The sequence below is a fragment of the Nocardia sp. NPDC051463 genome (genome assembly GCF_040681975.1).
In the GTDB taxonomy this organism is placed as follows: Bacteria; Actinomycetota; Actinomycetes; order Mycobacteriales; family Mycobacteriaceae; genus Nocardia.
On the sequence record NZ_JBFBAB010000022.1, the window covers coordinates 1 to 19,018 of the forward strand.

Below are 19,018 nucleotides of genomic sequence, written 5' to 3' on the forward strand. Positions count from 1 at the left end.
TAGACGCCCGACAGCAGCAGAATGATGAAGCTGTAGAGGGCGATCTCGCCGAGCAGGAACGACCAATGGGTCGGGAAGACCTTGTTGATCGACCGTTTGGCAAATGCCGCAGCCCGGTATCGCTCGTCCGCGGCATCCGCTTGCGCGCTGAGCTTGCGACTTATCTGACCAGCCATGATCGACACCCCGCCCCTTGGGTGAGTGGGATTTTGCTCTACTACGGACGGTAGCAGAGGATCTGATCAGAATCGATAGGTTTCACCGAACGCCGATGCGGAACAAGATCATTCAGCGCTTGCCCGCCCGCCCCGCCCGCCGCGGACAACGGCCGATATCGTTCGAGAGGTGAGCTCGATGGCACCTCAGGACGCGACGATGTACTGGCTGTCGAGGCGTACTCGCAATGATCTGTTCTTGCTGTATTGTTTCGCCGACTCCGGCCGTCCGACCGCGGAGCTGCGGGTGCTGGTTGCCCGGCGCAGCGCGTGTATACCCGACTTGCGTGTTCGCTTACGCGAAGTGCCTGCGGATCTGGACTATCCGTCGTGGATACCCTGTGATTTCGCGGCCGAGCAATTCATGGAACACCTACCGTCGGAATCGAATTGGCCGGCTGTGTTGAATGCGCTCGGCAAACTACTCGGTACCGTCCTCGACGCGTCGGTGCGCCCCTGGCGCTTGCACCTTTTCCGTGACGTCATCGGAGTACCCGGTCAGCTGCCCGACGCGGGTCCCGCGACAGTGGTGGTGCTCCAGATGTCGCATGCGCTGGCCGATGGGCGACGTGCCGCGCAGATAGCCCGCGCGCTGTTCGCGGAGTCCGGTGCGACCGACCAGGGGCGCACCGGCTCGCTGCCACGCACGCCACGCTGCAGGTGGGCGCCCGCCGGCTCCGCGCTCCTCGATGCGGCTCGGACAACTGCGGTGCTCGGGTTGCTGCGCATGCCGATCCAGGTGATACGGACCGCCGTGCGGGGCTATCACGCCTACCGGTCGCAGCTGGAACTGGCTGAACTCACCACCACCGGGCGGGTGCCGGCGCCGGGGCCGGACTTCACGCCCAGCCTGGTCAACCCTTCAACGGAGGTCGGCGTTTCGGATCATCGAGTGCGCGTGATCGTGTGCGCGCCGGATCGGTTGCGCATCCCCGATCGGACGGTGACCGTGGTTGTGCTGACCGCGATATCGCTCGCGCTCGCGCGCTACCTGGAAGCGCGCGGTGCACAGGTGGATCGGCTTGGCGCGCAGGTGCCGATGGCGCTACCGGGGGTATCCACACCCCGCAACAATTACCGCAGCCTCGGCGTCGATCTCTTCGTCGACGAACCCGATATCCGCCTGCGTTCGCGTCGTATCGCCGATGCGCTCGGTGACCGGATGGCCCGCGCCGGGCATTCGCTGCTCGCCGCGCAGGACCGAGTCACCGCCGTCGTCCCGGCCGCACTGCTGCGTCGCGATATCGATCGCTACCCGCTCGACACCGTCCCCGACTCGATCGCAGGCCACACCGTGGTCTCCAGCGTCCACCGCGGCTCCGCCGACCTCACGTTCGACGGCGGCCGAGTCCTGTTCACCGCGGGTTTCCCCGCACTCGGCTCGGTCATGCACCTGACCCACGGCGTGCACGGCCTCAGCGAGGATACCGAGGGGCGTGGCGCGACGATCACGATTTCGATCCACGCCGACGCCGCAGCGCTGCCGGACATCGACGCCTATTCGGACCTGTTGGTCGCGGCGTTGGGTGAGACAGCGCAGGCGCACCGGGCCGCCGACGGAGTCGACTGAAGCGGGCGCCGGCAGCGTGTGGCCGACGATGGGGTTGCTGTGGGTGCGACAACGCGCCGTACCAATCAGGGCGGCCTGCTCCACGCGGACGAGCGCAGGCAGGCTGCCGCCCAGCCGGACCCGATATGCAGTACTTCTACTCATGACCGGGCCGGGCCCGCGTGCTCGAATGTAGTGGACGCCCGAACCTTTCAGTCGGTCGTCCGCCGATCATCGCGCTACTCCGGATCGGCCGCACCGAAGGGGGACGAGCATGTCGACACCGAATGCCCTTTCTTCCGAGCATGTTTCAGTAGGTCAACGGATTGCGCGAGCGATCGCCATCCTGGTGCTGATTCCGGTGCGTGTGCTGTGGGAGTGCGTCGGATTACTTGGTCGAATCGCGCTCGCCGTGCTGCTGTTCACCTGGACCGAACTGCTGAATCCGCTCTGCCGCACAGCTTTTCACTGGGTGCTGCGTCCCGCATGGGCGTTCGTCAAGGACTTCCTCTGGGGTTGGCTACTCCAACATGTCCTCTGGGGCATGGTCCTCACCCCGCTCGGCGCGTTGCTGCTCGACTTCCTCCTACGCCCATTGCGTCGTGCGGCGGAGGAGTTTCTGTGGCGGCGCGTACTGCGGCCCACGGCGGGGTGGCTGACGCGGAAGGTGCTGCTCCCCATCGCATCCGCCCTGTTCGTGGTCCTGTGCAGGGTATCGGAGTACCTGATCGTCCGGCCGCTCCACCAGCTGCGGCGATGGATCCTGCACCCGCTGTGGCGAGTACTACGCACGACACTTCGGTACGCCTGGCGGTCGGCGACGATCATCGTCGGCGTCGTGGTGGTGACCCCGTGCCGCGCCGTCTATCGCACCATGCTGCGCCCGATATTCGGCGCGATGAGCATTGCCTGGCAGACGCTGGTCGTCCGACCCGTCCGCTGGGTCGAGGTGAACATTGTGACTCCGATGAACAGGTGGGCCACCGAGATCGTGACCAGCGTTTTCGGCCGCTGATTCGTCGATTCTGTCTTCCGCCGCGGCGCTCTGGCAGGTCCTGCCGACCAGTCGGCGGAAGCCCTGCTCCTGTCCCTGCGCCGACCTGTTGTTTCGGCAAGCCTGTGCGGGCGGCATTCTCGCCCCGCGGATTCGACGGTGGTTCGCCCCGGTGCAAATCCTGGATCGCCAAATGATTGGTCGGGATCTATCGCGCAGCGCTTGCATCCGTTCGATCAGCTATTTGCGGAACCAGCCGTTGGGCGACATGTAGTTCCAGCCATGGTTTCCGCTCTGCTTGTCACTCTGCTTCCCGCCGAGGTTCCAGGCTGGGGGGTCGCATTCTTCGTCCTTGCTGTCGCTCTCTTTGCCGCTCGAGTTCCATTGGTTGTCGCGATTGCACCATGGGTCGGTGCCGTCACATTGGGGGAAATTCGTGCGCACCACACCGGGTTTGAGTGCTGGTGTCGCCATTGCTGGAATTGTTATGGCCGTCGCGGGAATTGCCAACGCGGCTCCCATAAGCGCGATATTCGACAGTAGTCGGAATGTGCCGGTGCTGCGGGTTCTGTTGATGATCATGACGCCTTCTTCCGGCGAGTTCGTCGCGCGGACGTGACTCGCCGATTGTCGAGCTCACTGATATTCCCCGACTTTCTGATCTTAAGACTGAACCGCTGGTCATCGCCAGCACTGCACGGTCATGTTTATTTATGCACTGCGCCGGATCGCGCAGATCGTGTCTGGAATTTCTGATTTCCAGAAACTCGGAAATAGTCGACAATGGTGGTATGACGACGGTGCTGCTGGGCGGCGACGTCATGCTGGGCCGCGGGGTGGACCAGATCCTGCCGCATCCCGGCAATCCGTCGCTGCGCGAACGGTACGTGGATGATGCGCGGACCTATGTGGAGTTGGCCGAGCGCGCGCACGGCGCATTCGCCCGTCCCGTGGATTTCCGACATCCGTGGGGTGATGTCGTGGCGATCCTCGCGCAGCACGACCCCGACGTGCGGTTGATCAACCTGGAAACCGCGATTACCGCCGACGGCGCGTTCGAGCCCGCAAAAGGCATTCACTATCGGATGAACCCGGGCAACCTGCCGGTGTTGACCGTCGTCGCGCCGGTCGTCTGCGCACTGGCCAACAACCACATCCTCGACTTCGGTAGCGAAGGTCTGGTCGACACCCTCGAAGCGCTCGATTCCGCGGGCATCCACCACGCCGGCGCGGGCGTGGATCTCGACAATGCCCTGGCCCCGGCGATATCAGAAGTCGAGGACGGAGGTCGGGTGGTGATCGTCTCGGTCGCGGCGGGATCGAGTGGGGTCCCGGCATGCTGGGCCGCAGGTCGTGATCAGCCGGGGCTGTGGTGGGTCGGTCATTCGCCGAGCGTTCGTGCCGCCGACGAGGTGGCAGCAGAAGTGTTAACGCATAAGCGGGTTCGCGATATCGCCATCGTCTCCATACATTGGGCGCCCAACTGGGGCTATGGGGTGGCGCCGAGCGAAGCGCAGTTCGCGCATCGGTTGATCGATGCCGGCGTCGACCTGGTGCACGGGCATTCCGCACACCACCCGCGGCCGATCGAAATCTATCGGGGCAAACCGATTCTGTACGGGTGCGGCGATGTCATCGACGACTACGAAGGCATCGGTGGCCATGAGCGCTACCGCACTGATCTTCGTCTGCTGTATCTGGTGACCATCGATATCGATGCGGTGGAAGTGCGAATGATTCCGCTGCGGGTGCGGCATATGCGCCTCGAATCGGCCGCGCGCAGGGAATCTCGCTGGCTGTGCGAGACCATCGAGCGCATAAGCCGCGACTTCGGCACATGCGTGACATTGCGGCACGACGACCTGCCCGTGGTATTCAAGGGCGCGAAACGCTGAGCCCGAGCACCCTTCAGCAAAGCGATCTTGACGTGTACCCTTGGCAAGCGGATGACGTGCTTGTGATAGGTGTCACATTTCCGCTGGTGTTCGCCACCGCGGGCTTGTCGGCCAGTCGCCTCGGTGGCCGGCTGAAGTTGTGTGCGCCGTAGGTAATCACCCTGTCGGGAGATATCGGATCTGTCGCAACGGAGACCTCATGAGTTCACCGAACCGATTCGACGAACTTCAACATCGCGTCGCAGACATCGCTCCAGTGTTCCGTACCCCGCTGGATTCCCCGTACGAGATCTCGAACGCATTGTTCGCCGCTCTCCGTCACGTCCTGCACGACGTCGGCGGACAGCCGGATATGCCGGTCGAATACAAGGAAAAAGTCGAAGAACCCTGGGAGATGAGCACTTACGTCACGTGTGAATGCCTGGGCTGGCGTGGCGTGTGGAATTCAGAGGAACGCCGCCGCGCCGAGAACGACCTCGGCGCGACGCTCTACTTCGGTCTGCCCTATTACGCACGGTGGGCGACCGTCGCCGCGAAGTATCTGATCAACAAGGGTTTGATCACTCCCGACGAGCTGTCGGCGAAGTTGGACGAGGTACGCGCACGGATGGAGGCGCGGGCATGACCAGGAAGTACGAGATCGGCGATCGCGTTCGGGTTCGGGACAAGACGTCGATGTTCCACACCCGCACCCAGGCCTATACCCGTGGGCGCACGGGGGTTGTCGTCGAACACCGACCCGAGTGGGTGATTCCGGAGGACGAGGCATGGGGCCGCGATGACGGCCGGTTCGAACCGTTCTACGTGGTGCGGTTCCGCCAGACAGATCTGTGGCCCAAATACACCGGTTTCGACGTCGACACCCTGGAGACGGAGGTCTCCGAGGGTTGGCTCGAGCCCGCAGAGGAGGATGCCAAGTGAGTCAGACCCACGATCACGGGGCGCACGCAGCGATCCAGACGACCGGAGAGATCAGCGAGTTCGAAGTACTGGAGACCGCGATCCGCGAACTCGCGATCGAAAAGGGCCTCTTCTCGCAGGAAGATCACCGGCGCTTCTCCGAGTGGGCCGAATCGGTCGGTCCGCACGGTGGATCGAAATTGGTCGCGAAGGCCTGGACGGATCCGGATTTCAAGGCGCGCCTGCTGGCCGACGGGACCGAGACGTGCAAAGAGATCGGCATCGACTGGCGTGACCCGACCGGCTCTGGAACGCCGAGCGACTACACCTACTTCTACGTGCTGGAGAACACGCCCACGGTGCACAACGTGATCGTGTGCACGCTGTGTTCGTGCTACCCACGCCCGGTTCTCGGTATGTCTCCGGACTGGTACCGCACGCCCAATTACCGTCGGCGCCTCGTCCGTTGGCCCCGTGAGGTGCTCGCCGAATTCGGCTTGCACTTTCCGCCCGACGTCGAGGTTCGGGTGCACGACTCGAACCAGAAGTCCCGGTTCATGGTGATGCCGATGCGGCCCGAAGGCACGGAGGGCTGGACGGAGGAGCAACTGACGGCCATCGTCACTCGGGACACGATGATCGGTGTGGCACTGCCGCAGGTCGACTGGACCGCGCAGGCGCCGCCGGACCAGGCCGAAGCTGCCACGGGACGAGGTGGTCGGCAGTGACGAGCGGACCGTACGAGGTTCTCCTGTATACATTGGACCCCGCGTCACGCCGGGAGACCACCCTTCCCGAACTCGACCGCAGGCCGGACCCATGGGAGTCGAGTATGCAGGCGACGTGCGAATGCCTGTCCTGGCGCGGCACATTGGACAACCTGGAACGTCGCCATGTCGAGGATGCGCTCGGCGAGACGATCTACCACGACTTCCCCGTGCGAACCCGATCGGTAGTCGTGACGGCCCACACGCTGATGGATCGCGGACTGATCACCCCGGACGAGCTGCGGGCCCGCATGGAGGTGATTCGGGCGCGGTTCAACCGGGAGTAGTGATGATGCCCGCCCGCGCCGACAACACGCTCGAGAACGACAACACGCTCGAGAAATAGCCCGATCCTGATTCGTTCAACCGTGTCCGCGTCGCGGGGTGCGCAATGTCGATCGCCGACAACATTCGAAAGCCAACGGTGCTGATCCTGGGCGCCGGTTTCGGCGGGCTCGAGCTCGCCGCTTGCCTGTCGGAGTCACTGCCCGAGGCCGACGTAGAACTCATCGACCACAATGATGGGTTCACGTTCGGTTTCGCCAAGCTGGACATCCTTTTTCGCGGCCGGACACCGGAATCCGTCCGTATCCCCTATGCCGATCTCGCCTGTCCCGGTGTCGAGTTCCGGCAGGAAACGGTGACGTCGATCGACCCGCAGACCCGCCGCGTCGTCACCGATGCCGCCGGCTACGAGCCGGACTTCCTCGTTGTCGCGTTGGGCGCCGATTACGACCCGGCCGCCACCCCCGGGTTCGTCGAGGACGGCTGCGAGTACTACTCGATCCAAGGGGCCTGCAGACTCCGGGATCGGCTGGCCCTTTTCGATGGTGGAACCGTTCTGATCGCGGTGTTGAGTGTGCCGTTCAAGTGCCCACCCGCACCCTACGAGGGCGCGATGCTCGTGCACGAACTGTTGACGCGGCGTGGCGTTCGCGACCGCACCCGCCTGTGCGTACTTACTCCGATGGACTTACCGATTCCCGTCTCCCCGGATACCTCTGCCGCGCTCGTCGAGGCGCTCGACCGACGTGGGATCGACTACTCCCCTGGAACGCGGGTCCGCGCGCTCGACCCGAAGAACCATGTCGCGGCCACCGACGCCGGTGATCTCGCCTACGACCTGTTCATCGGCATTCCGACGCACTGCGTTCCGCCCGTGGTCGAGGCATCCGGGCTGACCGTCGGTGGCACCGACGGCTGGATCCACGTCGACCCGCGCACGCTCGCCACCCGGTATCCGGGCATCTACGCGATCGGTGACTGTGCGGACGCGCCGGTCCCACGAGCCGGCGTGTTCGCCGAGAATGCCGCCCGCACGGTGGCAGCGCACATCGGTGCGCGGTTGCACGGCACTCCTGATCCCGAGAAGTATCAAGGTCGAGGCTCCTGCTACATCGAATTCGGGGACGGCCTGGTCGGCAAGGTCGACGCCGACTTCCTCTCGGGGCCCGCGCCGATCGCACCGTTCGACCCGCCCTCGGCCGAACTCGCGATCGAGAAAGCCGAATTCGCCACCACGCGGATACGGCGCTGGTTCACTTCGTGAGCAGAGCCGCGCTCGGAAACACCCCCACACAGAACAGTCCCCGGTAGTCTCCATCGAATCCATGAACTTCAGCCGTCGCTCGAAGCTCCGGTATTCGATTGGCTTGCCGGGGGCCTGGCCAGATCCTGGAAAAAGGGTCAACGACTTCGACAGACGTCTCTGCCGACAGTGCGGCTCTCTCCGGTGTTCCGGTGTAATGATTAGTCTCCTCCAGATTTGGCTCCAGTCAATACCCTGTACGCCCTGAGTATGGCCATTTTTTGGCGCCTCGCGGTGTCGACCGATCGGTTCGCGGCCGGGGTCCCGGCGAGCCGCTCACGGGAGGTGCCAGCGGGACGCGACGTCTGAAGGTGATATTTGCGTTTCATTAACGGTGGACCCTCGATTCGACGTTCGGCAGGGTCGTAGCGTGGATAATTAGTGGTTGCCAAAGATTTGCCAATGGGCTGAATGTGGGCAGGCTGTCAAGCGAAACTGCTGGTCTGGCCGATGGAATCTCCCGTCCGCCTGTGGTGCGTGGATCTCTGACGTGAGCGGGCTAACTTTCAGTAATTGGACTCGAGTGCATCGGATATTGGCACTTCTTAACGATGGAAAGGACCTTCCGCCTTCTAGCCTGAAATGATGGTGCAGCCAACTCCCTGGCAAGCAAACAAGATTCGCTATCGAAAGGTCGATACGCCCAGTCGCACAGAAAGTATCGTCCTGCTGCGCAGGGAAGTCGTGACGGTTCTGGCGGTGGTTCGAGGTAACGGGGGCTACCTGTGCGCCGCGGTCGGGAGCATCATCACCTTCGCCCTGCTGTTCAAACCGTGGCTCACCGCTTCCGGCACCGACGGCAAGATCAGCGCCGACCCCTTCGGCGGTCTTCAGATATCCACGTCGCTGGCGAGCCTCTGGTCGGGATCGCCACCGCCCGCCGCGGATGTCAACGGCACCTGGGGCGTCCTTGCCAGCACTGCCAGCGCCGTGACCGTCATCGCCGTACTGGTGAATCTTCGGGCACGCACCCAGGTGCTTTCCTATGTCGCGGTGGGTTCCTCGGTGGCACTGGCGCTTCTCGTAGTCGTCGTGGTGGCCCATCTGAACAGCAAAGCAGCCGAAGTGAAACGCATGATCGGATATGGATCCGCTAGGGATGTGGGTACCCAGGTCGGGCTGCTGGTTCGCTGGGCGTCCGGCAACGGCCAATATCCGGTACCCGGCCTGCGTCAAGTCGCCTACGCCACCGCGAGTCTCACGTCCTGGGCATGGCTCGCCGGAGCCATCTCGCTCGTCTCGGCCCTGACTGCCATCGCCCAGTGGATTCGAGGGCGCAGCACAGGACCGTCCGCCTGACAGTCGTGGTGCTCAGCGGCGCCGCGAAAACCTGGCACACGGAACTCGGCAAGGGACGCGCGGATCCGTTCGGTCAGCTACTCCCGAACCAGCCTTTGGGAAAGAAATTGTTCGAGCCCCAGCCTGGGGGGAAGAAACCCCAGCCAGGGGGGAAGAAATTGCTCGAGCCCCAACCTTGGTTCCAGCCGTCGCATTTGTCCTTGCCCCATCGATCACTCTGCCAGCGATCGATGCCCCAAAGGTCGTAGCGGTCACAGTGCGGGTTATCAGTGCGCACCACACCTGGTGCGGGGGCCGGTGCCGCCATAGCAGGAACCGGCATCATCGGAATCGTCATCGCGGCCCCGACGAGCGCGATCTTCGCGAGCCGCCAACCCCTGTCGGCGGCGGACTTCTTGGTAGTCATCGTGCCTTCTTCCGGCGAGTTCGTCGCACGGATCCAACTCGCCGATTCGTCGAGTTATGCACCCCCCCGACGCATCTGATCCTAGGCGCGGAGCGCTGGCCACCACCAGCATCCCGGCAGCCTGAATCCATCCGAAATCGTGTTCGGCGACCACGCGGGAACGCACGATGTATCGAGTAGTCAATGCTCGAGCCGATGAGAGGAAATCCCTGGTGCCGAACCGCTTGATGTGAGCAAGTCCCGGGATTTGCGGACTTGCTCCAGCCGACCTACGAGGAAGTAACGGCCCTGCTCGGTGCCGAGCAGCCGGCGGCGGTGTCGCTGCAACAGGCGGCAACCGAACTCGCCACCGCGGCGCCCGGCCCCCGACGCCATGGCGATCATGAACCGGAACGCCGAACCACAGGAGAATGACAGAAATGATCAAGGGCGCCGTTGCACACTCGTGCCGTATTTGCGAGCGCAGATGTGGGTGGACATGTTCGCGCCTTCTAGCGCGCGACGCCGAATCCCCTCAGATTTCGGGCTGTGGACCCAGGTCTCGGCCAGATGATGATCTGGCCGAGACCTGCGTCCTTCCCTGCGGAGGATAGGGGATTTGAACCCCTGAGGGCGTTAACCCAACCCGCGTTCCAGGCGAGCGCCATAGGCCACTAGGCGAATCCTCCGTGGAGCAGCATAGCGGGTGCCCCCCATCGGGCGCCAAATGGGCCTGCTGGGGAGCTATTTCCGCAGGCCTGCCATTACCTGGCGGGCCTGCGCCTCGGCGGCGGCGGCGACTGCGGACCGGTCGATCGAGGTCTTCGAGTAGATGTTGATCTCGACCTGGAGGGACAGGTTGTCGTCCAGCACGCCGATCGTGTAATCCAGCGAGTTGAAGGAGGCTGAGGTGTCCTCGCGGTAGGCGAAGTACGCCTGTTCGCCGAGTCCGCTCATCGCGCCGGAGCTCCGTCCACTGCCCGAGGTGCCGGTGTCGATGTCCTTCCAGATGTTGTAGTGCGGCGATCCGTACTTGCTCGCGAAGTCCGCGTCCATGGTCAGTGACGCGCTGTTGATGCTGGTGCCCTCGTACTTGGCATCGCAGTTCAGCGAACCGCCACCGAAGTTGCTGTCGGGCTGTTCCTCGGTGTGCTTGAGTTCCTTTTGGGTGGGCGCCCATCGCGTGAGGACCGACGGCGTGACGAGGCTGCACGAGTCCGTCACCTTGTCCATGGCGTAGTCGCCGGTCCAGGACTTGCTGTCGTCGCCACCGATTTTCTTCGCCGCAACGACCAATCCACCGATCAGGGCGATGACCACGACGAACGCGGCGATACCGCCGACGATCCACCCCGTGTTGCTGCGCCGAGGCGGCGTGCCGGGGTAGCCGGCGCCATAGACCGGCGCTTGTGGATAACTGGGCGGCCCGGGGGGCGGGGGAGTGGGCTGCGGGTATTGCGGCTGTGCATATGACTGCTGTGGCGAGGCGAACTGCTGTTGCGGTGGCGCGTACGGCTGCGGCGCCGTGTACGGCTGCGGTGGCGGCGCGTAGGGCTGTGGCGGCGGCGTGTAGGCGTCGAACTGTCCTGGTACCCGGACCATCGTCGGGTCGGCGCTCGACGAAGAGCCGGAGCTGTCGCTGGTGGTCGGCGCTTCCCACCACTGGGGTGTCGGCTCCGCGTCGCCGGGCGTTGCGGTCGGCACCTCGTGGCCGCCGTGCGGCGGAATATTGTCTGTCACCTGTCGATCCCCTCGTGCGGTGGGGAAGCCCCTCCGGTAATGGAAAGATCGTAACCAGTGCTCGTCAGTGCGCGTGGGCCCCGGATGGTGGGGTGTGATCGACAAGCCGCTACACTGGCCAACGGATCCCGCGCGGCGCGCATCCTGTGAACTCCCCCAGGGCCGGAAGGCAGCAAGGGTCAACGGGCTCTGCCGGGTGCGCGGGGTCCCCTTAATTTCAGTGCTCGGCGGGTCGAGGATCCCGAGCCATTTATCCACTCCAATTCGGAGCAACCGCCGGGTAACGTGAACAGCGGTCCGCCGGCGGTCATAGGGACATCGGCCGGACGTCACCACTCGCCCCCTTTTGCTGCTTCGAAAGGCTGCCCAGGATGCCCCGGCAAACGCAGATCGGTTTGATGAGCCACGCGGAGCTCGTGTCGGAACACGAGACCCAGCACGCGAATTACGCGACGCTCCAGACCGAGAAGCTCACGCTGGACCTGACGAGGGGAAAACCCTCGCCGGAACAACTCGACTTGTCCGCGGAGCTGCTCTCCCTGCCCGGTGCGGGCGACTTCCGTGACGGCACCGGCACCGACTGCCGCAACTATGGTGGGCTGCACGGACTCCCGGAGCTGCGCGCCATCTTCGGTGAACTGCTCGGCATTCCGGTGGACAACCTGATCGCGGGCAACAACGCCAGCCTGGAGCTGATGCACGACGTCATCACCTACGCGATGCTGTACGGCACACCAGAGTCGAAGCAACGCTGGGCGGCCGAGCCCACGGTGAAGTTCCTGTGTCCGAGCCCGGGTTACGACCGGCACTTCGCGATCACCGAGGCGCTCGGGTTCGAGATGATCCCGGTCCCGATGAACCACAACGGACCCGACACCCACGCCATCGCAGAGCTTTTGGCGAGCGACCCGCAGATCAAGGGTCTGTGGGCGGTGCCGAACTATTCCAACCCCACCGGTGTGGTCTTCTCCGAAGATGTTGTTCGGGAACTGGTTTCGATGCCCGCCGCCGCGCCGGACTTCCGATTGTTCTGGGACAACGCCTATGCGGTGCATCCACTGACCGACACCGCCGCCCCGGTCGTCGACGTGCTCGCACTGGCCGCCGCGGCCGGAAACCCCAACCGCCCCATCGTCTTCGCCTCCACCTCCAAGATCACCTTCGCGGGCGCGGGGGTCAGTTTCTTCGGCGCCTCCACGGCGAACTTGGATTGGTATCTCGGGCACGCGTCGAAGAAGAGCATCGGCCCGGACAAGATCAACCAACTGCGGCACCTGCGCTTCTTCAAGGATGCCGACGGTGTGCGTGCCCATATGCAGAAGCACCGCGCCATCCTCGAACCGAAGTTCGCGCTGGTGCTGCGGATTCTCGAGGACCGGCTCGGCGCGTCGAAGGTGGCGTCCTGGACCGAACCCAAGGGCGGCTACTTCATCAGCCTCGACGTACTCGAAGGCACCGCGGCCAGGGTGATCGCGCTTGCCAAGGACGCCGGAATCGCCCTGACCGCGGCGGGTTCGGCATTCCCTTACCGGAATGACCCGGAGGACAAGAACATTCGAATTGCGCCGAGCTTCCCGAAGGAAGCCGAACTCGAGCAGGCGATGGACGGCCTCGCCACCTGTGTGCTGCTGGCCGCCACCGAGAAGCTTCTCGGCAAGTAACCCGCACGAACAACAGCGGGCGTACACCGGATCCGGTGTGCGCCCGCTGTCGTGTTTCTCTCAGGTCAGAGCGGCTTGTGAGCCAGCACGGCGAACATGGTCACCGACAGGTGGATATCGCCGCTCTCGGCGCCCGCCTCGAGGTCGGCGATCAGCTGATCGCGCTGCGCCTCGGTGATGACCCCGCGCGCCACCGCCATCGCCGAGATCCTATTGACCAGCGAACCGGCGCCGACGCTGCGGTCCTGCACCAGCGCATGGGAGCCGATCTCCTCGATGACGAGGCCCGCCTTGGTCAGCAATCCGGGCAGCAGCCTGCCCGACAGCGGGTTGGTCGTCGCCGAGAGCAGTGTGTCGACGACCTCCCTGACCACCTGACGGTTGCCAGGATGCACGATCGCGGTGCCCCAATCGCTGTCCACCACCACGGCCCGGCCGCCGGGTCGCAGCACCCTGGCGATCTCGTTGGCCGCGCGGATCGGTGCGGTCAGATGCTGGAAGACCCGCTCACACAGCGCCGCGTCGAAACTGTCGGCGCCGAAGGGCAGGCCGTAGGCATCGCCGGAATGGAATTTGGCGGTCGACCCGGCCTGGGCCGCGCGACGTTCGGCGGCAGCGAGCAGGTGCGGATCGGGTTCGACGCCGACGGCGGTTCCGGTCGGTCCGACCGCGTCCGCGAAGGCGAGCACCTCCGTTCCGGAGCCGGAGCCGATATCGAGCGCGCGCTCGCCCGGCTGCAGTGCGAGTGCGTCGTGGGCCCAGGTACGTAGTCGCCGGATGCCGGGCAGTGCCGCCTGGAGATCGCGTACATCGACCAACTGATCCTGACCCGCGCTGTCGAAGCGGTCAGGGCGCAATCCTTGCGAATCCATGGGCCCGATTCCGTCCCTCGGTTCGGCCGTCGTCTGAGGCATGGCCGAGAGCCTACGCGGGGGCTTACCACATCGCACGGTAGGTCTGTGAGGTGTATCACGATCGGAGGGTCGTGTCGATCCGGGTGGTCGAGACCACGCGCGGTCGGCTGATGAGATGATCGAGGACAAGTCGATCGTGCGCCGAAGACCGGGAAAGGAAGTCCGTGACTGTGAAGCTGTGCCTCGCGCAGGACCCGGAGGCGGACGAGCTGCTGTCGGAGAGTCCGTTCGCGCTGCTGGTCGGCATGCTGCTCGATCAACAGTTTCCGCTCGAGCATGCGTTCCGCGGTCCGAAAAAGATCGCCGACCGGATGGGCGGGTTCGACATCCACCGGATTGCCGAGGCCGATTCCGCCGAGTTCGAGGAGCTCTGTGCGACACCGCCGGCGATTCACCGCTACGGCCGGTCGATGGCACGCCGGACCCAGGAGCTCGCCAAGTATGTGCTGGAGCACTACGACGGCGACGTCGAGGCGATCTGGAGCGCAGGCGACCCGGACGGCAAAGAGGTGCGCAAGCGTCTCAACGACTTGCCCGGATACGGCGATCAGAAGGCGCGGATCTTCCTCGCCCTGCTCGGCAAGCAGCTCGGGGTGCGTCCGAAAGGCTGGGAAGCAGCGGCGGGGGCCTACTCCGAGCAGGGTTCGCGCCGGTCCGCCGCCGACATCGTCGATGCCGAGTCGCTATTGGAAGTGCGCGCGTTCAAGAAGCAGGCCAAGGCTGCTGCGAAGGCGAAGTAGTTTCCATTCTGTTCGCTACGTGTTTGCCTATTTGGAATCTGTCTGCGTTTTTCCCTCGTTTCCTCGCGTTTTCTCGTCGATGCTTTGCCCTCGGACGCTTTACCTGAGATGAGGGATTTCAGTAATGAGGATGAGGAAGCTCGCCGTTGTCGCGGCGCTGGTGACCATCGCGACCGGAGTTGCTTCGGGCGCCTCCGGTGCGGCGCCCGCGGCGACAGAACAGACCGGCGACGCAATCAATTTCACCGCCCAGACCACCGAAACGCAGTCGATCGTGACGATCGATGCCGGATCGATCGTCGTCGAGGACGACGCATTGAAGATCAAGGCCGCCGATGGCACTGTGGTCGCGGGAACGCCGCTGACGTTCCGCGTCGACGAGTTCGAGTTCCCGATCGCGACCGAAATCTCCGGCCGCACGGCGACTCTCACTCCACAGATCGATGCGGCGAAGGCGGTCTACAAGCCGGTCGCCCTGCCGTATGAGGACAAGGCGCCGTGGAAGACCGAGTACGACCGTGAGGTGGCCGCCTGGACCCGGTTGACGAGCACGATCGCGATGGGCGCCACCGTCGGCACCCTGGTCGGTGGGCTCGGCGGCGCGGCCATCGGCTGCGTGCTCGGCGGCGTGCTGGGTGGCACGGTCGCCCTCGGCACCATCGTCGGCCTGTTCGGTCCGTTCCTGCCCGCTGCCGCTGTCGGCTGCATCGCGGGTATCGCCCTGGTCGGCGCGGTCGGCACCGTGCTGGGTCAGATCTTCATCACCGCCCCGGTGGCGATCGGTGCGGCGATTCAGTACTTCACCACCGTCAACCAGCCCTTCAACGCAGCCCCGGCCGTTCCTGCTGCCCCGGCCGCGCCTGCTGCCCCGGCCGCGCCTGCTGCTCCGGCTCCGGCTCCGGCCAAGTAGGTCGCTGCGCGCAACCGGCATCCGCGGTCGTCACCGCCACGGAAACAGGCTCCACCCGGTTCTCGACCGGGTGGAGCCTTTCGCTGTGGTCGGTCCGACCCGGCGGCTCTGCTGCCTGCCCTTCGCGTGGCGGGGACGCGAACTTCGGCCGCCACCCCGGGTTCCCATTGTTGGATAGGGCGAGTGCCTCCCGACCACTAGCCTGGGGGAGCCGTGTGGCCCTTCTGTCATAAGGAGTGCGCGATGTCTGTGTCGGATTCCGTTGGCAACAAAGAGCTTCGCGGCGAACCTTCGCCAAGGCTGCCGCGGCCGTGGCCTCCGCTGCGGTGCCGGGGCTTGTGGGCTGTGGTGACCCCACCACCTCCAGCGGGCGGACCACCATTACCTTCGCTTGCGCAAAGTTCTTCGCCCAGAAGGAAATTGGCCAGATTGTCGACGAGTACAACAGCTCGCAGAGCCAGGTGTACGTGGAGTTGCGGGAGCTGCCCACCCCCAACCAGAGCACACAGGTTCACCAACAGCTGGTGCGGTCGCTGTCCCAACGTGGCGGCGACATCGACGTCTATACCGCAGACATTGTCTGGATCGCCGAGTTCGCGCACGCTGGATGGTCGGCCCCGCTCGACGGTTACGTAGATCTTCCGACGCGCGCACAGTACTTTCCCGGTGCAGTCGACGCGTGTACATACATGAATGAATTGCATGCACTGCCCTGGTATCTCGACGCGGGAATGCTGTATTACCGCAAAGATCTGTTGCAGGCGGCGAACATCGAGATTCCGGCCGCCTGGTCCGACCTCGTCGCCGCCGCCCAATTGTTGCTGAACAAGTCGGCGGTGCTCAACGGCTTCGCCTGGCAGGGTAGGCAGCAGGAGGTCGTCGTATGCAATCTGGTGGAGTTCATCGGTTCGAACGGGGGGTCGATCCTCGGCCCCGATGGCCGGACGGTAACCCTCGCCGACCCGCCCGCGGTCGCGGCAGTCCAGTTCATGGCCGACACCTTCACCAGGTACAAAATCAGCCCACGCGACGTACAGTCCTGGGACGAGGTGCCCAGCGAACTACCGTTCCTCGGTGGCCGCGCAGCCTTTCTCCGTAATTGGTCATATGTATGGAACAACGCCCAGAATCCGTCGACGTCTCAGGTGGCTGGGAAGGTGGCGGTCGCCAAGCTGCCCGCATTTCCCGGTGGAACGAGCACATCGTGCCTGGGTGGATATCAGCTCGGCATGAACGCGGCAAGCACGAAGAAGAGTGCGGCAATCGACTTCTTGACCTGGATGTCGAGTCCGGCAACGCAATTGATCTGCGCGTCCCAACTCGGTCTGGCGCCCAGCCGCTCCGCGGTATACAACGATCCGGAGCTCGCCCGGTCGAATCCGTTCATGGTGTTGTTGCGCGATGTCTTCACCACGGGCGTGTCACGCCCGAAAACCCCGAAGTACGCCCAGGTCAGCCTGGCACTGCAGGCAGGGGTGTCCGCTGCGCTCGCCACCGGCGAAGTGGCAGCGCATCTGCAAGCGACCGGTAGCCGAATCGCGGAGATACTGAGCTGAAAGCTGTTGTGCGAATCGTCGGCTCACGATTGGTTCGAGATCGGCGCGGCTCGATTGCGCTGGTGTCACCAATGCTCGCCACCGTTTTCGTGGTTTCTCTGATTCCGGTGGCACGCACCATCTGGATGTCTCTGCGCGACACCAACTTGATGGAAGGCGCCGATCACTTCACGGGCCTGGCCAACTATCGACGCTTGCAGGACGATAGCCTGTTCTGGCAAGCGTGGTGGCAGACCATCGAATTCGCCGCCGTGACAACGTTTATCGAGACATTGTTGGGCATCGTCGTCGCCCTCGTGCTCGATGTCAGGTTCCGCGGACGTGGCCTCGTGTGTGCGATTGTCCTGGTGCCGTGGGCGATTCCCACTGTCGTGACGGGGCGGATGTTCAACTGGTTGTTCGATCAGGGCGGGCTTGTCAACTATCTTCTGGTTCGAACCCATGTGGTTGTCGCGCCGATCAGTTTCCTGGGCTCCACCACCCTGGCCATGCCAACCCTGATGGTGGCCGATATCTGGAAAACCACCCCGTTCATGGCACTGTTGCTGCTGGCCGGGTTGCAGACCTGCCCTCCCCAGCTCGAAGAGGCCGCTCGCCTGGACGGTGCTTCGACATGGGGCTATTTCTGGTGGATCCGGCTGCCGTTGCTGCTGCCGAGCCTGCTGGTGGCGGCTCTGTTGCGGGCGCTGGACGCCGTGCGCGTCTTCGACCTGCCGTACGCGGTGACCGGTGGCGGACCCGCCAGCACTACCGAGACGCTCTCGACCTACGCCTACAACACGCTGTTCTCCGGTCTCGATATCGGTCAAGGCTCGGCGATCGCCACCGCCACGTTCATCACCGAGGTCGGAATCGCCGGTGTCTTCGGGATTTTCGTCCTGCGACAGATCCGTCGGGACGGCCGGTCGTGAGTCGCGAGTCGATCGCGCCGTTGCGCCGCTGGGGATTTACTCTGCTGGTATGCGCCATCGTCGGATGGTCGCTGTTCCCGTTCGCCTGGCAAGTCGTCGCCTCGTTCGAGCCCGACCGCAACCTTGCCCAGTTCACCCCCCGCTGGCTGCCGATACCGGACGGGACTCTCCAGCACTACCGAAACGTGTTCGGCGCGAAGCACTTCACCCGGTACATGCGCAACAGTCTGATCGTCGCCGCCTGCGCCACCGCCGTGGCGCTGGTCTTCGCCACGGCCGCCGCCTACGTGGTGACACAGCGGCGAATGTCCGGCCGCGGCGCGATCGTCGCCGGGGTCCTCTGCGTGTCGGTGTTCCCCCAGGTCGCGATCGTGACCCCGATCTACCAGGCGTTGCTGCGGCTGCAACTGCTCAACTCCTACGTCGGACTGGCAGCTGTGCACGCCGGACTGTCGCTGCCGCTGATATTCGTTGTCGTCGCGAATCACTTCCGCACCATTCCCCATGAAATCTACGACGCAGCGCGACTCGATGGCGCGGGCCCGATACGTACGCTGTGGTCGATCACCGTCCCGCTTGCCGCTCCCGGAATCGTGCCTGCTGCCTTGCTCGGATTCATTGCGTCGTGGAATGAGCTGCTACTCGCCCTGTCCTTTGTCTCGAGCCCTACCCGTCAAACCGCGCCAGTGGGGATCGCGAACTTCACCGGCATCTACTCGATTCCCTGGGGTGATATCGCCGCCGCGGCAGTCATGACCACCACGCCGCTGGTGATACTCGTCCTGATCTGCCAACGACGCATTGTCGCGGGTCTGACGGCGACGGGCTGACCCCCGCCTTCCGGCCCGTTCACCATGATCGGTCACCCGTTCGACGCACCGGGGCCGCACCTGCTCGGGCTCCGGCCGAGTAGTTCGCTCCGCGCGACCGGCCTCCACGGTCGTCGCCGCCGCGCAAACAGACCCGCCTGGTCCTCGACTTGGGTTCACGCGAT

Annotated in this window: 20 protein-coding genes, 1 tRNA gene, 1 other RNA gene and 1 pseudogene; 17 read left to right on the forward strand and 6 right to left on the reverse strand. The window is 64.4% G+C overall.

From position 1 onward, the window contains the following. Positions 1–176: pseudogene (locus AB0M74_RS24895) on the reverse strand (cytochrome b); the annotation flags it as partial. A 178-nt stretch (positions 177–354) separates the two neighbouring features. Between AB0M74_RS24895 and AB0M74_RS24900 the strand changes: the two are divergent. After that, on the forward strand, positions 355–1,785 hold the full coding sequence (locus AB0M74_RS24900) for a wax ester/triacylglycerol synthase domain-containing protein (RefSeq protein ID WP_366528696.1): 1,431 nt from the start codon (positions 355–357) through the stop codon (positions 1,783–1,785). 253 nt (positions 1,786–2,038) lie between these two features. Beyond that, on the forward strand, positions 2,039–2,779 hold the full coding sequence (locus AB0M74_RS24905; protein ID WP_366528697.1) for a hypothetical protein: 741 nt from the start codon (positions 2,039–2,041) through the stop codon (positions 2,777–2,779). A gap of 219 nt (positions 2,780–2,998) precedes the next feature. On the opposite strand, the gene AB0M74_RS24910 is transcribed toward AB0M74_RS24905, so the two are convergent. Further along, complete coding sequence (locus tag AB0M74_RS24910; RefSeq protein WP_366528698.1) at positions 2,999–3,340, reverse strand: hypothetical protein; 342 nt, start codon at positions 3,338–3,340, stop codon at positions 2,999–3,001. 209 nt (positions 3,341–3,549) lie between these two features. On the opposite strand from AB0M74_RS24910, the gene AB0M74_RS24915 reads away from it, so the two are divergent. The 7 genes from AB0M74_RS24915 to AB0M74_RS24945 all read left to right on the forward strand — a co-directional run bounded on the left by AB0M74_RS24915 (position 3,550) and on the right by AB0M74_RS24945 (position 9,207). Continuing rightward, complete coding sequence (locus tag AB0M74_RS24915) at positions 3,550–4,653, forward strand: CapA family protein (RefSeq protein WP_366528699.1); 1,104 nt, start codon at positions 3,550–3,552, stop codon at positions 4,651–4,653. Between the two features lie 199 nt (positions 4,654–4,852). Then, the gene (locus AB0M74_RS24920; RefSeq protein WP_366528700.1) at positions 4,853–5,278 is read left to right on the forward strand and encodes a hypothetical protein; all 426 of its coding nucleotides are present in this window, start codon (positions 4,853–4,855) and stop codon (positions 5,276–5,278) included. Next, positions 5,275–5,574: an SH3-like domain-containing protein gene (locus tag AB0M74_RS24925; protein ID WP_366528701.1), complete on the forward strand. Its 300-nt coding sequence runs from the start codon at positions 5,275–5,277 to the stop codon at positions 5,572–5,574. The genes AB0M74_RS24920 and AB0M74_RS24925 overlap by 4 nt, the downstream gene beginning before the upstream one ends. Continuing rightward, entirely contained in the window at positions 5,571–6,281 is a 711-nt protein-coding gene (scnC, locus tag AB0M74_RS24930) for a thiocyanate hydrolase subunit gamma (RefSeq protein WP_366528702.1), read from the forward strand. The genes AB0M74_RS24925 and scnC overlap by 4 nt, the downstream gene beginning before the upstream one ends. Next, positions 6,278–6,607 carry a ScnB gene (locus AB0M74_RS24935; protein WP_366528703.1) on the forward strand — a complete coding sequence of 110 codons (330 nt, stop codon included), beginning with the start codon at positions 6,278–6,280 and terminating at the stop codon, positions 6,605–6,607. Before scnC ends, AB0M74_RS24935 begins: the two co-directional genes overlap by 4 nt. A gap of 104 nt (positions 6,608–6,711) precedes the next feature. Further along, positions 6,712–7,869: an FAD-dependent oxidoreductase gene (locus tag AB0M74_RS24940; RefSeq protein WP_366528704.1), complete on the forward strand. Its 1,158-nt coding sequence runs from the start codon at positions 6,712–6,714 to the stop codon at positions 7,867–7,869. A gap of 723 nt (positions 7,870–8,592) precedes the next feature. Continuing rightward, positions 8,593–9,207 (forward strand): hypothetical protein, encoded by a 615-nt coding sequence (locus AB0M74_RS24945; RefSeq protein WP_366528705.1) that lies wholly within the window; start codon positions 8,593–8,595, stop codon positions 9,205–9,207. A gap of 73 nt (positions 9,208–9,280) precedes the next feature. Here AB0M74_RS24945 and AB0M74_RS24950 read toward each other — a convergent pair whose 3' ends face one another. Continuing rightward, entirely contained in the window at positions 9,281–9,613 is a 333-nt protein-coding gene (locus tag AB0M74_RS24950; protein ID WP_366528706.1) for a hypothetical protein, read from the reverse strand. Between the two features lie 255 nt (positions 9,614–9,868). Between AB0M74_RS24950 and AB0M74_RS24955 the strand changes: the two genes are divergently transcribed. Beyond that, positions 9,869–10,027, forward strand: coding sequence for a hypothetical protein (locus tag AB0M74_RS24955; protein WP_366528707.1), 159 nt, complete (start codon positions 9,869–9,871; stop codon positions 10,025–10,027). A gap of 169 nt (positions 10,028–10,196) precedes the next feature. On the opposite strand, the gene AB0M74_RS24960 is transcribed toward AB0M74_RS24955, so the two are convergent. Both AB0M74_RS24960 and AB0M74_RS24965 read right to left on the reverse strand, forming a co-directional pair. Continuing rightward, positions 10,197–10,281 (reverse strand) — tRNA-Ser (locus tag AB0M74_RS24960). A gap of 55 nt (positions 10,282–10,336) precedes the next feature. After that, positions 10,337–11,332 (reverse strand): hypothetical protein, encoded by a 996-nt coding sequence (locus AB0M74_RS24965; protein ID WP_366528708.1) that lies wholly within the window; start codon positions 11,330–11,332, stop codon positions 10,337–10,339. 120 nt (positions 11,333–11,452) lie between these two features. On the opposite strand from AB0M74_RS24965, the gene ffs reads away from it, so the two are divergent. Continuing rightward, positions 11,453–11,547: signal recognition particle sRNA small type (gene ffs / locus AB0M74_RS24970), an RNA gene on the forward strand. Between the two features lie 156 nt (positions 11,548–11,703). Beyond that, positions 11,704–12,993 carry an aminotransferase class I/II-fold pyridoxal phosphate-dependent enzyme gene (locus AB0M74_RS24975; protein ID WP_366528709.1) on the forward strand — a complete coding sequence of 430 codons (1,290 nt, stop codon included), beginning with the start codon at positions 11,704–11,706 and terminating at the stop codon, positions 12,991–12,993. 65 nt (positions 12,994–13,058) lie between these two features. Here the strand turns inward: AB0M74_RS24975 and AB0M74_RS24980 are convergent, their stop codons facing one another. Next, complete coding sequence (locus tag AB0M74_RS24980; protein ID WP_366528791.1) at positions 13,059–13,865, reverse strand: methyltransferase domain-containing protein; 807 nt, start codon at positions 13,863–13,865, stop codon at positions 13,059–13,061. 206 nt (positions 13,866–14,071) lie between these two features. On the opposite strand from AB0M74_RS24980, the gene AB0M74_RS24985 reads away from it, so the two are divergent. From AB0M74_RS24985 to AB0M74_RS25005, 5 genes are all read left to right on the forward strand, one after another. Then, entirely contained in the window at positions 14,072–14,647 is a 576-nt protein-coding gene (locus tag AB0M74_RS24985) for an HhH-GPD-type base excision DNA repair protein (protein ID WP_366528710.1), read from the forward strand. A gap of 124 nt (positions 14,648–14,771) precedes the next feature. Continuing rightward, positions 14,772–15,557 carry a hypothetical protein gene (locus AB0M74_RS24990; protein ID WP_366528711.1) on the forward strand — a complete coding sequence of 262 codons (786 nt, stop codon included), beginning with the start codon at positions 14,772–14,774 and terminating at the stop codon, positions 15,555–15,557. A 311-nt stretch (positions 15,558–15,868) separates the two neighbouring features. After that, a complete protein-coding gene (locus AB0M74_RS24995; RefSeq protein ID WP_366528712.1) occupies positions 15,869–17,113 on the forward strand; it encodes an ABC transporter substrate-binding protein in 1,245 nt (414 codons plus the stop codon). A 71-nt stretch (positions 17,114–17,184) separates the two neighbouring features. Beyond that, the gene (locus AB0M74_RS25000; protein WP_366528713.1) at positions 17,185–18,024 is read left to right on the forward strand and encodes a sugar ABC transporter permease; all 840 of its coding nucleotides are present in this window, start codon (positions 17,185–17,187) and stop codon (positions 18,022–18,024) included. Continuing rightward, on the forward strand, positions 18,021–18,854 hold the full coding sequence (locus AB0M74_RS25005; protein WP_366528714.1) for a carbohydrate ABC transporter permease: 834 nt from the start codon (positions 18,021–18,023) through the stop codon (positions 18,852–18,854). The genes AB0M74_RS25000 and AB0M74_RS25005 overlap by 4 nt, the downstream gene beginning before the upstream one ends. Positions 18,855–19,018 lie beyond the last annotated feature (164 nt).

Excerpts from the sequence above, each read along its gene's own strand:
- AB0M74_RS24920 (WP_366528700.1), top strand. The coding sequence starts at position 4,853 with ATGAGTTCACCGAACCGATTCGACGAACTTCAACATCGCGTCGCAGAC.
- AB0M74_RS24900 (WP_366528696.1), top strand. The coding sequence starts at position 355 with ATGGCACCTCAGGACGCGACGATGTACTGGCTGTCGAGGCGTACTCGC.
- AB0M74_RS24940 (WP_366528704.1), top strand. The coding sequence starts at position 6,712 with ATGTCGATCGCCGACAACATTCGAAAGCCAACGGTGCTGATCCTGGGC.
- AB0M74_RS24990 (WP_366528711.1), top strand. The coding sequence starts at position 14,772 with ATGAGGATGAGGAAGCTCGCCGTTGTCGCGGCGCTGGTGACCATCGCG.
- AB0M74_RS24905 (WP_366528697.1), top strand. The coding sequence starts at position 2,039 with ATGTCGACACCGAATGCCCTTTCTTCCGAGCATGTTTCAGTAGGTCAA.
- AB0M74_RS24925 (WP_366528701.1), top strand. The coding sequence starts at position 5,275 with ATGACCAGGAAGTACGAGATCGGCGATCGCGTTCGGGTTCGGGACAAG.
- AB0M74_RS24915 (WP_366528699.1), top strand. The coding sequence starts at position 3,550 with ATGACGACGGTGCTGCTGGGCGGCGACGTCATGCTGGGCCGCGGGGTG.
- AB0M74_RS24910 (WP_366528698.1), bottom strand. The coding sequence starts at position 3,340 with ATGATCATCAACAGAACCCGCAGCACCGGCACATTCCGACTACTGTCG.
- AB0M74_RS24980 (WP_366528791.1), bottom strand. The coding sequence starts at position 13,865 with ATGGATTCGCAAGGATTGCGCCCTGACCGCTTCGACAGCGCGGGTCAG.
- AB0M74_RS25000 (WP_366528713.1), top strand. The coding sequence starts at position 17,185 with ATGCTCGCCACCGTTTTCGTGGTTTCTCTGATTCCGGTGGCACGCACC.
- AB0M74_RS24975 (WP_366528709.1), top strand. The coding sequence starts at position 11,704 with ATGCCCCGGCAAACGCAGATCGGTTTGATGAGCCACGCGGAGCTCGTG.
- AB0M74_RS24950 (WP_366528706.1), bottom strand. The coding sequence starts at position 9,613 with ATGACTACCAAGAAGTCCGCCGCCGACAGGGGTTGGCGGCTCGCGAAG.